Here is a 12,215-nt window from a genome sequence, read left to right as displayed (position 1 = left end):
TATTTAAAAGGAGAGGAACTATGAGAAAAATCACAGCAATGATGTTGGCGATGGCAATGTCAGTGACAGCACTTACCGCTTGCGGCGGCGGAGCCAAGGAGACGACCGCAGCGGCAACAGAAGCGCCGGCTGATTCCACCGCAGCAGCGGCAGAGGGAGAGAGCACGGCGGCAGCCGACACGGCAGCGCCCTCCGGGGACGCATCTTCCTTCAAGGTAGCGGCTATTTTCGGCGGAGCCATCAACGACGGCAACTGGAATGAGACACAGTACAACGGCTTACTGAACATCGAGAAGCTGGGCGCTGAGACTTCCTATATGGAGAACGTCAGCGATACCGACGCGGCTGAGGCTGCCCGTACATACGCTTCCGAGGGCTACAACCTGGTATACCTGACCACCAACTCCTATCAGGATTACTGCACGCCCGTTGCCAAGGATTTCCCGGACACCATGTTCGTTCAGATCAACGGCACCGAGATCACCGACAACTTCATTTCCGTGCGCATCGCCGACGAGGAGCAGGGCTTCTTACAGGGCGTGGCGGCTGCTCTGCTCACCGAGACCGGCAAGGTAGGTTTCGTAGGCGGACAGGAGATCAACCCCATCAAGCTGGGTTCCTCCGGATTCCAGCAGGGCGTTGACTATGTGAACGCAACCTACGGCTTAAACGTAGAGGCGCAGCGCATCAACACCGGAAGCTTCACGGATGTAAACCAGGCAAAAGAGACCGCTATCTCCATCATCGAGGGCGGCGCGGACGTGATCGCCCCCATGGCCAATGACGCCAGCACCGGCATCATGGAAGCAGGCGAGGAGAAGGGCGTTATGGCAATCGGCTGCGGCCTTGGCCAGGAGACCTCCGCTCCCACAGCAACCCAGCTGATCATCGTTAAAGATGTAGCAATCGCTTACGACGTTACCTTCGACGCTTTCATGAAGGGCGAGTTAAAGGCAACCGAGGTTGAGACCTACGGCGCAAACAAGGGCGTTGTGTATGCAACCGACTGGATGGGCACCAAGGCCAGCGACGAGGCCAAGGCCAGACTTCAGGAGACCATCGACAAGATGTCCAAGGGCGAAATCGAGATTTCTCTCCAGTAAACGGTTACCATATCTAAAAAGCACAACTTTCGTGTCGTGACATTCAAGGCTGTTCAGAGCGGTTTAGTTTCTGGCAGCCTTGTTTAAAAATATAAGTGATCATTTTTCGGAGGGTTGATATGCAAAAACGGAATCTTAACAAATTAAAAGAGATAAGTTTCCCCCTGGCCTCCATTTTAGTCGCACTGATCCTGGGCGCGATTATCATGTCGGCAATGGGTTATGATGTGGGGAAAGCGTATTCCAGCCTTTTAAAAGGCGCCTTCGGCAGCAAAAACTCCATCGCCGAAACTCTGATTCAGACAACTCCGCTGATCTTTACAGCGTTAAGTTATGCCATCGCGCTGCGGTGCGGCCTCGTAAACCTGGGCGCGGAGGGGCAGTTATACATGGGAGCCATCTGCGGCTCCATGGTGGGAGCCCATATCCAGGGACTTCCCCCTGTGTTACATATCATTCTGGTTCTGCTGTGCGGTTTTATCGGCGGCGCTCTGTGGGGGCTGATCGTGGCCGTGCTGAAGATGAGATTCGGCGCAAGCGAGCTGATCACCACCATCATGCTCAACTATATTGCGCTGGAGTTCGTCAGCTACTGCGTGACCAACCCGCCCTTTAAGGATATGACGCCGGGCGCGGCCCCCCGTATGCCATCGGTGGTGGACGCGGTAAAGCTTCCCATCATCCTTCCCCAGACCCGGCTTCACTTCGGCATCATCCTGGCCCTGCTGGCGGTGGTGGTGTATTACATCTTCATGTGGAAGACCACCCGCGGCTATGAGATGCGCGTGATCGGCATGAACCCCAACGCCGGCCGTTACTCCGGCATGAACATTCCCGTCAACTCCCTGCTGTCCATGTTCATCGCAGGCGGCTTCGCAGGGCTGGGCGGCACCATCAACATTATCGGACTCCAGTATTTCCTGACCGAGGGATTTTCCAACAACTTCGGATTCAGCGGCGTGGCCGTGGCCCTTTTGGGCGGATGTCATCCGCTGGGAATCATCGTCTCCGGCATCCTGTTCGGAGCGTTAAATGCCGGCGGCGTGAAGATGCAGCTTCTGGCGAAGGTTCCCTCCGCCTCCATCTACATGATCCAGGGTATGATTATCATCTTTGCTGTCAGCCGCGAGCTGTTTATCTGGTTTGGCAGGACCGGAAAATCCCTGATTCCGGGCAAATCTCATAACGCCACAGGAGGTACGAGCAATGGTTGATCTGATTACAAACTTTCTCACCGCGGATATCCGTACCGCGACCCCTCTGCTTTTGGCCGCGCTGGGACTGGTATTCAGCGAACGCGCGGGTATTGTAAACATCGGAACTGAGGGAATTATGCTGATCGGCGCTCTGCTGGGCTGCGTCGGCGCATCCTTTAGCGGCTCGTCCCTGGTCGGCGCGCTGACAGCCATCTTCGGAGGGCTGGTGATGTCCCTGATCTTCGCATTTTTCACCATCACCCTGCGCTCCAACCAGATCGTGGTCGGCACCGCCTTCAACATTTTCGCCGGAGGCTTTACCATCACGTTAAACCGCCTGCTGTTAAACGGAGCCAAGGTAAAAGGTTACGTCAACCTGCCGGTTCCGGGGCTGTCCAAGATCCCCGTGGCGGGAGACGTGCTGTTTAACTGGTCCCTTCCCGTTTACTTTGCATTTATCTGCGTTCCCCTGTGCTGGTTCGTGCTGCAGCGCACCAACATCGGCTTAAAGGTCCGCGCCGTTGGCGAATATCCCAAGGCCTGCGACACCGTGGGAATCAACGTGTTCCGCATCCGCTACGGCGCGGTGCTGTTCTCCGGCATGATGGCCGGACTGGCCGGTTCCTTCGTGTCCATGGGACAGCTGAGCTCCTTCACCGAGGGTATGGTCAGCGGCAAGGGCTTCATGGCCCTGGCGGTGTGCGTGTTCGGAAACTATTCTCCCAAAACGGTTCTGCTGGCAGCCCTGCTGTTCGGCGCGGCCGACGCGTTAAAGTACCGCCTGCTGACCACCAGCCTGGGCGGATACTACCAGTTCCTCAACATGCTGCCCTACCTGATCACCATCGTGGCCCTGTGTATGTTCGCCAAGCGCAGCAACAAACCGGCGTGCAGCGGCGTTGCCTACAGAAAAGAATAGGGAGGGAGAAGGATGTCTGAATATATCTTAGAGATGAAGCATATCACCAAACGGTTTGCTTCCGTGGTGGCAAATGAAGATGTGAACCTGAGCATCAAAAAAGGCGAGGTTCACGCGCTGCTGGGCGAAAACGGCGCCGGCAAATCAACTCTGATGAACTGCCTGTACGGCATGTACGACTCCTACGAGGGCGAGATTTTCTTCGACGGCAAGCCGGTGAAGATCCAGGACCCCAAGCAGGCCATCGCCCTTGGAATCGGCATGGTGCACCAGCATTTCATGCTGATCCCCGCCCTGACCGTGATTGAGAACGTGATTCTGGGACTTCAGGACAACAAGGCCGTGCTGGACTTAAAGGCGGCGGCCCAGCGTTTTACAGAACTTGGAAAACGCTACAACATGGAGATCGACCCCTGGGTGCGGGTGGAGCAGCTGTCCGTGGGCCAGCAGCAGCGCCTGGAGATTCTGAAGGCCCTGTACCGGGACGCCAAGCTGCTGATCCTGGATGAGCCCACCGCCGTGTTGACGCCGGACGAGGTGGACGGACTCTTTGACATGATGAACATGCTGACCGGCGAGGGGCACACCGTGATCTTCATCAGCCACAAGCTCAACGAGATCATGAAAATCTGCGACCGCTGCACCGTGCTGCGCCTGGGCAGGCTGGCCGCCACCGTGGAGATCAGCGAGGTGCACAACCGCCAGGAGCTGGCCAACCTGATGGTGGGTCACCAGGTGGAGTTAAAGACCGACAAAAAGCCCCTGAACCTGCGGGGCGAGCGGCTGAAGGTGGAGAACCTGTGCTGCGACAACGACCGGGGACTTCCCATGTTAAAGGACGTGAGCTTCTCCGTCCAGGGCGGCGAAATCCTGGGCGTGTGCGGTGTGGACGGCAACGGCCAGTCCGAGCTGGTGCAGTGTATCACCGGACTGCGCCAGGCCAGCAGCGGCAAGATCACCATCACCGGAGTGGACACCACCCACTTCACCCCCAAGCAGATTCTGAACCTGGACGTGTCCCATATCCCGGAGGACCGCCACAAGTACGGCATGGTCGGCGCCATGTCCGTGGAGGAGAATCTGATCCTGGTCAGCTACGACCGGAAGCTGTTCTCCCTGCACAATTTCCTCAACTGGAAATGGATCGCGGGGCACAGCAAAAGTATCTGCGACCTGTTTAAGGTCAAGACGCCCACCATCAAGGAGAAGGCCATCAACCTCTCCGGCGGAAACCAGCAGAAGTTCGTGGTGGGCCGCGAGCTGGACCGCACGCCCAACCTGCTGGTAGCGGTTCACCCGTCCCGGGGACTGGACATCGGCGCGACCAAGTACATTCAGTCCCAGATCATGGGCCAGAGGGACCGTGGCACCGCGGTGCTGATGGTGTCAACGGAGCTGGATGAGCTGATCGAGCTGTCCGACCGCATCATGGTGATGTTCGAGGGTAAGATCATGGGCATCATTGACCAGAAGGACGCTTCCAGGGAGACTCTGGGACCGCTGATGGCCGGTCTGACCGAATAAAACGCACAAATCAATCCCCGCCGGGGTCATTGCTTTCACGGCAATGGCTCCGGCGGGGATTTTTTGATGCACAATGCGCTTTCGTTCCGGTTCATCTGTACCCGGTACTGCTTGGGCGAGATTCCGTTTTCCCGCTTGAACAGCTTGATGAAGTAGTTTAAGTCGCTGTAGCCGCAGCTGGCCGCCACCACCTGGATGGGGATGGTGGTGGAGTTGAGCAGAACCAGGGCGTGGCGCAGCCGCACGGTGTGGATGTAGTCCGTCAGCGTGTTGCCGGTCTCCTTGCGGAACAGGTTGGAGAGGTAGGACTTGGTCACGTGGCACATGTCCGCAAAAAAGGAGAGGGTCAGGGGCTCGGCGTAGTGGAAGTCCGTGTAGGTGATGCAGCGCTGGACCAGGCGGGAGTAGTTTTTCATGGAGTGGTTGCGCACCAGCAGGCAGTATTTGTGGATCATCTCGTTGTCGATGGCGTCCAGATCGGTCATGGACCGGGACTGGTTGATGCGGATGGCGAACTGGGTGGAGAGCTCGTCGATGTAGTAGGGGTGCACGTGGCCCTTCTGGACGGCCTTGCGGCAGAGGGTGTTGAGGATGATCAGCATGTTTTTCCGGTTGATCAGGGCGTTTTCCGTCCTGGGGGTGATCCGGTAGGTTTTGAACAGGCTGTGGTACCGGGACGCCTTCATGTGGTCCCCGCAGGCGACGGCCTCCAGCATCTGGTCCTCCACCTCGTAGCGCTCCTCGATGGTGTTGATGGCGATGGAGGGGGCGTCGTTTAACGCCTGGAACTGGGAGGGGGACTCCAGGGTCAGGTCCCCGGACTCCGGGTAGGAGCGCAGCACATGGGCTTCCCCGAACAGGTGGTCCGCGATGGTGATCAGAGTGGACTCCAGGGATTTGAGCTCCGGGGGCACGGCGATGCTGCTGTAAAATTCCTGCAGCTCCCGAAACAGGCTGTCCGGAAGTTTTTTGCGGAACATGATTTTCTGGATTTCGCCCGGGTCCGGGGCGGCCTCCAGCACCGGGCCGGCGATGACGCACACCGCCTGTCCCATCTGGGCCAGGGAGTCCGTGGGCAGCGGGAAAATGTACAGGATCAGGCCAAAATCGTCCTTCAGCTTCAAAAGCTCGCCGCGGCGGCAGTGCTTCAGGATGGTGTCCCGCAGCCTTGCGTAGTCGTAGTTGGAGTAAAGCTTGCTGCGCAGCTCCATGTCCGCCTTGTACAGGTTGGAAAAATCCCGGTCCACCAGGAGACAGTTGATGTTGTGGGCCTGGACGATCTGGGAAAAGAGGGTGAGATGGTCAAGTTCCATGGAAAACCTCCATTTTAACAAAAAATTAATCGTATAATTTTACACATAAATATAAAAATATTGGACTGAATTACAGTATACCAAAAAATCGTACGATTTTAAAGCAAGATTATCCCTTTTTTATATTCTGATTTTACGGTAAAGTCAATCCATCAAGAGGCGGTAAAAGGAGGAAGCGATGGAACAGATGGAAATGAACCCGTTTTCGGGTTTTGAGCGGAAAAAGGATTATCTGGTCTGCATCGACTCGGACGGCTGCGCCATGGACACCATGGACATCAAGCATCACCGGTGCTTCGGTCCCTGCATGGTGGAGGAATGGGGGCTGGAAAACTGGCGGGACCCGGTTTTGTTCCGCTGGAACCAGGTAAACCTCTACTCCATGACCAGAGGAATCAACCGGTTTAAAGCGCTGGCCCTGGTGTTGGCCGGGGTGGACCGGGATTACCGGAAGATCGAGGGGCTGGAAGCCCTGAACCACTGGGTGGAGGAGTCGGATGAGCTGAGCAACGGCGCGCTGGAGAGGGCGGCTATCAGGGAAGAAAGTCCCTGCCTGAAAAAGGCCCTTCACTGGTCCCAGGCGGTGAACCTGGAGATCGAACAGCTGCCGGAGGAGAGCAAGCGCGTTTTTCCCGGCGTGAAAGAGGGAATCCCGCTGATCCATCAGTACGCGGACATCGCGGTGGTTTCCTCCGCCAACCAGGACGCGGTTGTGAAGGAGTGGGGCGGGAACGGCCTGCTGCGGGATGTGGACGTTGTGCTGGCCCAGAACGCCGGTTCCAAGGCATCCTGTATCCGGGAACTGCTGAAATACGGCTACCCGGCGGACCATGTGATGATGGTGGGCGACGCGCCCGGCGACCGCAGCGCCGCGGAGGCAAACGGGGTCTGGTTCTACCCCATCCTGGTGGCCCGGGAGTACGAGAGCTGGCGGGAGCTGCCGGGAGCCGTGCGGCGGCTTGCCGGAAATGCGTTCGGCCAGGAGAACCAGAAACAGCTTCTGGAAGAATTTGTAAATAATTTGCAGGGATAAACCGGAGGAGGAAAAACATGGTAGATTTAAGACAGAAACCTTACTATTTAAATGAGGAACAGATCAAGTGGGTGGAGGACACCATCGCTTCCATGACAGTGGAGGAGAAGATCGGCCAGCTATTTGTCAACATGGTGGCAAACGCCGACGAGCGCAGGCCGGAAGCCATTCAGGCGGTGCTGAGTACATACCATCCCGGAGCCATCCGCTATCACAACGCCCCTAAGGAGGAGCTGTGGGAGATGGCGAAGAACCTGCAGGATTCTTCCAAAATCCCCCTGCTGATCGCCTCCAACTGCGAGATGGGCGGAAACGGCGGCGTCAACGAGGGCACGACGTTAGCCAACGGCGCGGCCATGGCGGCTATGGACAGCGAGGAGGAAGTATACCGGATGGCGGCCATCAGCGCAAAGGAGAGCGAGGCGGTGGGCTGCAACTGGAATTTCGCCCCGGTGGTGGACCTGACCTACAACTGGCGCAACACCATCGTGCAGCTGCGGGCCTTTAACGACAGCCCGGAGGACGTGATCCGCTACGGCAAGGCGTTCTTTAAGGGGATGAGAACCAGGAACTTTGCAACCTGCATGAAGCATTTCCCCGGGGACGGCACGGAGGAGAACGACCAGCACCTGATCATGGGCATCAACGGCATGAGCGTGGAGGAGTGGGACGAGAGCTTCGGCAAGGTTTATAAAGCCCTGATCGACGAGGGCTGCATGACCATCATGGCGGGCCACATCGCCCTTCCGGCCTACTCCAAGAAGCTCTGCCCCGGGATGAAGGACGAGGAGATTCGCCCCGCCACCCTGGCTCCCGAACTGATCACCGGTCTGTTAAAGGGCCAGCTGGGCTTCAACGGCCTGGTGGTGACGGACGCCTCCCACATGATCGGCATGTTCGGCGCCACCATCCCGCGCAGCGAGCAGGTACCCGGGGCCATCGCGGCGGGCTGCGATATGTTTTTGTTCTTCAACGACCGGGACGAGGACTTCGGCTACATGATGGACGGCTACCGCAAGGGGATTATCACCGAGGAGCGCTTAAACGACGCCCTGCACCGGATTCTGGGCGTGAAGGCGGCCCTGAACCTGCACGTCTTAAAGGCGGAGGGAAATCTGGTGCCGCCCAGGGAGAATCTGGCCGTGGTAGGCTGCATGGAGCACCATGAGGCGGCAAAGGAGATGGCGGACCGTTTCGTAACCCTGGTCAAGGACCGCTGCCATTACCTGCCTATGACAAAGGAGCGGTACGGGCGGTTAAAGCTGGTGTACATCGGTTCCGAGGCAACGGTGATCGCGGGGCAGAAGTTCAAGAGCAACGACGACGCGGTGATCCAGGACATCGTGGAGCAGCTGGAGGCCCGGGGATTTTCGGTGGACGCGGCGGTGGAACAGAAAAAGGGGAAAATGGAGGAGTTCCGGCAGAAATACGACGCCGTTCTGCTGGTGTTAAACGTCCAGGGTTTCGCCCAGTTCAACACCATGCGGATCAAATGGGATGAGCCGGCAAAACAGCCCTGGTATATGTCGGAGCTGCCCGCCTTCGTGGTGTCCTTAAGCAACACCAACAACCTGATCGACGTGCCCATGGCGCGCTGCTATATCAATTCCTATCTGCCGACCCACGAGACGTTTGCCGCCACGCTGGAAAAGATGGCGGGCGAGAGTCCGTTTACGGGCCGGTACAATGAAAACGTGTTCTGCGGGAGATGGGAAACCAGATTTTAAATTAGGGAGAAAAGACAGATGGACCAAAAACAGGTAAAGCCCTTTGGGCTCAGCGATAAGATTGGATATTTATTTGGGGATTTTGGAAATGATTTCACGTTTATATTTGCCAGCACCTTTTTGATGGTCTTTTATATGAAGGTGCTGGGGATTCCGGGGGCGGCGGTGGGAACGCTGTTCCTCATAGCCAGGGTGGTGGACGCCTTCACCGACGTCACCATGGGCCGGATTGTGGATATCTGCAAGCCGGGAAAGGACGGCCGCTTTAAACAGTGGATCCGCCGGATGGCCGGCCCGGTGGCCATCGCCAGCTTCCTGATGTACCAGTCGTCCCTTGCAGGGGCTTCCATGACGGTGAAGATCGTCTACATGTACGTCACCTACCTGCTCTGGGGCAGCATCTGCTACACGGGAATTAACATCCCCTACGGCTCCATGGCCTCCGCCATCACGGAGAAGCCGGAGGAGCGCACGGCGCTGTCCACCTTCCGGGGCGTGGGCGCCAACCTGGCCCAGCTGGTGATCGGAGTCCTGGGCCCGGTGATCATCTACACCACGGATGTGGATGGGGCCCAGGTGATCCGGGGCGGCGGCAGCATCTTTCCGGTGGTGGCGGGAATATTCTCCGTCTGCGCCATTCTCTGTTATGTGATCTGCTACAAGTGCACCACGGAGCGGGTGCGGATCGAGAAGGACCCGGACGCCCCCAAGTTCACGCTGCTTCAGACATTTGCAACGATCTTTTCCAGCAGGGCGATGCTGGGAATCATCGGGGCGGCCCTGTTCCTCATGCTGAGCCAGCTGCTGATCAGCGGCCTGAACATGTACCTGTACGCCGACTATTTCGGGGATGTGAAGGCATTTTCCAGCTACACCTTCATCAACATCATGCTGTCCCTGGTGCTGGCCGGATTTGTGGGCCGGATCACCGGGCGGATGGGCAAGAAGGAGGCCGCGGCGGTGGCCACAGCCTTTACGGGAGTCGTGTACCTGGTGCTGTTCGCGCTGAAGCTGACAAACCCCTGGATTTACATGATTTCCAGCGCTATCGGATTTCTGGGCGTGAACTTCTTTAACCTGGTGATCTGGGCCAACATTACGGACGTGATCGACGACGCCGAGGTGAAGAACGGGAAGCGGGAGGACGGCACGATCTACGCGGTGTACTCCTTTGCGCGCAAGGTGGGCCAGGCCCTGGCCGGCGGTTTAAGTGGCTATGCCATGGGGCTGATCGGGTACGAGTCGGCGGCAAAGGTGCAGACGGCCGAGGTCTTAAACGGGCTGTACACCATCTCCACTTTGGTTCCGGCGCTGTTGTTTTTCTGCGTGACCTTTATGCTGTTGGTGGTGTATCCGCTGAACAAAAAGAAGGTTGAGGAGAATTCTGAGATACTGCAAAAGAGAAGAGCGGCAAGATAGCCCAAAGGGGCGCGGACCGGCGGTTTCATCCCGCTGTCCGCGCCCCTTTTTTCGGTGTGCGCCCGGCGGCGCACGTTTCTAACCGGTGAAAGTCCGGAATCCGCCCGGTAGTGGGAAGGATATAGCCGAAAGCAAGGGTGTCCATCGTGAGATGGAATCTGAAGGAAGCTGGATGTGGGGAACATACTAACCCATGGGCAAATCTCTGGTCTGACGGACAGAAATCACATCAGGCTATGCATGAGGGTAAGACTGCATTACAAGCCGAAGCCCAATAACTACACGGAATCATGTATGGTAAATGTGGCAGATGGATGGAGAGAAAGAAACGTGTGATACCCGGGGAGGTCTGTGCGGAATGTCCCGAAAGGGATAACCACTATCGAGAGGTAGTGCTGAACGTACAGAAGTCAGCCGAGGTCATAGTAGTCGAGTACCACAGGGTACTTCGGTGAAGGACCGAATCAATAGGAGTCTTTAGTACAACCGGGAAAGGAGGAAAGAGCCTTGGGTACAGAAAACAAAGACAGCTGCTCGCAAAGAGATAGCGCGGAACGTGAAGGGTATGTGAGAGCGCACCGTTCTTTCCGCCGGATATGGAAGGAAAGGGACAGTGCACAGCCGGAACTCTTGGAGGAGATACTGAATAAGGGCAACCTTAACAGAGCTTTTAAGAGGGTGAAGGCAAACAAGGGAGCGCCAGGAATCGACGGGATTACCGTGGAAGAAATAGGCGCATACCTGAGGGAAAACCAGAAAGAACTTATCGAGAGAATAAAAAGGGGAAAGTACACCCCTGACCCGGTGAGACGAGTGGAGATTCCCAAGCCGGACGGTGGAATACGAAAGCTTGGTATTCCAACCGTAAAAGACCGCATTTTCCAGCAAGCGATAACACAGCGCCTTACACCGGTCTACGAGCCGTTGTTCTCGGAGAACAGTTACGGTTATCGTCCGGGAAGAAGTGCGAAAGACGCGATTCAGAAGGTGAAAGAGTATGCAGAGCAGGGATATACCCATGCGGTAGCATTGGACTTGTCGAAATACTTCGATACTCTGAACCATGAGATACTCCTGAATATCCTGCGCAGAGATGTAAAGGACGAAAGGGTAATCCAGTGGATTAAGAGGTACCTAAAGAGTGGCGTTATGGAAAATGGAGTAGTCATGGAAACAGAAGAAGGATCGCCGCAAGGGGGAAATCTTTCCCCTCTGCTGGCGAACATCTATCTGAACGAGTTTGACCAGGAGTATCAGAAACGGGGAGTTATATTTGTCCGTTATGCAGATGACATCGTGCTGCTGGCGAAAAGCGACAGAGCGGCAAAGAGACTGCTGGAGACAAGCATGAAATATCTGGAAGGGACGCTGAAACTGAAGGTGAACCAAGAGAAAAGCCGTGTAGTCAGTGTATTTGCAATCCGAAATTTTAAGTTTCTTGGCTTTACATTGGGAAAGAACGGAAAGGGCATCTATGTCCGGGTTCATGGAAAGTCATGGGAGAAGATGAAGTCAAAGCTGAAAGACCTTAGTTCCCGAAGGTCTGTTCAGAGCATACGCCCAGCACTAGCAAAGATAAAAGTGTATATGCGGGGATGGCTGAATTATTACGGAATAGCAGATATGAAGAAGCGAATAGACGAACTCAATAAGTGGCTATACCACAGAATCCGAATGTGTATATGGAAGCAATGGAAGAAACCGAAAACGAGGGTGAAGAACCTGCGGAAAATGGGAGTGCCGGAAGACTTGGCATGGCAAGCAGGAAATAGCCGAAGAGGTTATTGGTTTACGACGCATACGGTAGCGGTGAATCTGGCAATGACAAAAGAAAGACTGATAAGCAGTGGCTTTTATGATTTAGCTGCCGCCTATCAGTCGGTGCACGTCAACTGTTGAAACCGCCGTGTACCGAACGGTACGCACGGTGGTGTGAGAGGACGGGAGCTAATCACTCCCTCCTACTCGATTGAATGCAATG

General features: G+C 56.2%; 9 protein-coding genes. 8 read left to right on the top strand and 1 reads right to left on the bottom strand.

Annotated elements, in window-relative coordinates:
- The first annotated feature begins 20 nt into the window (after nt 1-20).
- The 4 genes from ACK2JC_RS05080 (at nt 21) to ACK2JC_RS05065 (ending at nt 4,742) form a co-directional block, all read left to right on the top strand.
- Nucleotides 21-1,103 (top strand): BMP family protein, encoded by a 1,083-nt coding sequence (locus ACK2JC_RS05080; protein ID WP_007710016.1) that lies wholly within the window; start codon nt 21-23, stop codon nt 1,101-1,103.
- A 119-nt stretch (nt 1,104-1,222) separates the two neighbouring features.
- Nucleotides 1,223-2,317: an ABC transporter permease gene (locus ACK2JC_RS05075; RefSeq protein WP_092361882.1), complete on the top strand. Its 1,095-nt coding sequence runs from the start codon at nt 1,223-1,225 to the stop codon at nt 2,315-2,317.
- On the top strand, nt 2,310-3,218 hold the full coding sequence (locus tag ACK2JC_RS05070; protein ID WP_092361880.1) for an ABC transporter permease: 909 nt from the start codon (nt 2,310-2,312) through the stop codon (nt 3,216-3,218). The genes ACK2JC_RS05075 and ACK2JC_RS05070 overlap by 8 nt, the downstream gene beginning before the upstream one ends.
- Before the next feature lie 12 nt (nt 3,219-3,230).
- Nucleotides 3,231-4,742: an ABC transporter ATP-binding protein gene (locus ACK2JC_RS05065; protein WP_092361878.1), complete on the top strand. Its 1,512-nt coding sequence runs from the start codon at nt 3,231-3,233 to the stop codon at nt 4,740-4,742.
- A gap of 35 nt (nt 4,743-4,777) precedes the next feature.
- On the opposite strand, the gene ACK2JC_RS05060 is transcribed toward ACK2JC_RS05065, so the two are convergent.
- Nucleotides 4,778-6,055, bottom strand: coding sequence for an AraC family transcriptional regulator (locus ACK2JC_RS05060; RefSeq protein WP_320936895.1), 1,278 nt, complete (start codon nt 6,053-6,055; stop codon nt 4,778-4,780).
- Between the two features lie 178 nt (nt 6,056-6,233).
- Here ACK2JC_RS05060 and ACK2JC_RS05055 point away from each other — a divergent pair, with 178 nt between their 5' ends.
- The 4 genes from ACK2JC_RS05055 to ltrA all read left to right on the top strand — a co-directional run bounded on the left by ACK2JC_RS05055 (nt 6,234) and on the right by ltrA (nt 12,133).
- Nucleotides 6,234-7,088, top strand: coding sequence for an HAD family hydrolase (locus ACK2JC_RS05055; RefSeq protein ID WP_320936894.1), 855 nt, complete (start codon nt 6,234-6,236; stop codon nt 7,086-7,088).
- Nucleotides 7,089-7,105: 17 nt separating this feature from the next.
- Nucleotides 7,106-8,815, top strand: coding sequence for a glycoside hydrolase family 3 protein (locus ACK2JC_RS05050; protein ID WP_411338460.1), 1,710 nt, complete (start codon nt 7,106-7,108; stop codon nt 8,813-8,815).
- 18 nt (nt 8,816-8,833) lie between these two features.
- The gene (locus tag ACK2JC_RS05045) at nt 8,834-10,234 is read left to right on the top strand and encodes an MFS transporter (protein ID WP_368271707.1); all 1,401 of its coding nucleotides are present in this window, start codon (nt 8,834-8,836) and stop codon (nt 10,232-10,234) included.
- 507 nt (nt 10,235-10,741) lie between these two features.
- Nucleotides 10,742-12,133 (top strand): group II intron reverse transcriptase/maturase, encoded by a 1,392-nt coding sequence (gene ltrA, locus ACK2JC_RS05040; RefSeq protein WP_411338459.1) that lies wholly within the window; start codon nt 10,742-10,744, stop codon nt 12,131-12,133.
- The last annotated feature ends 82 nt before the right edge of the window (nt 12,134-12,215 follow it).

Source organism: Enterocloster lavalensis (assembly GCF_046603895.1).
In the GTDB taxonomy this organism is placed as follows: Bacteria; Bacillota; Clostridia; order Lachnospirales; family Lachnospiraceae; genus Enterocloster; species Enterocloster lavalensis.
Note: the sequence above shows the minus strand (reverse complement) of the source record. Positions and strands in the feature narration are given on the sequence as shown.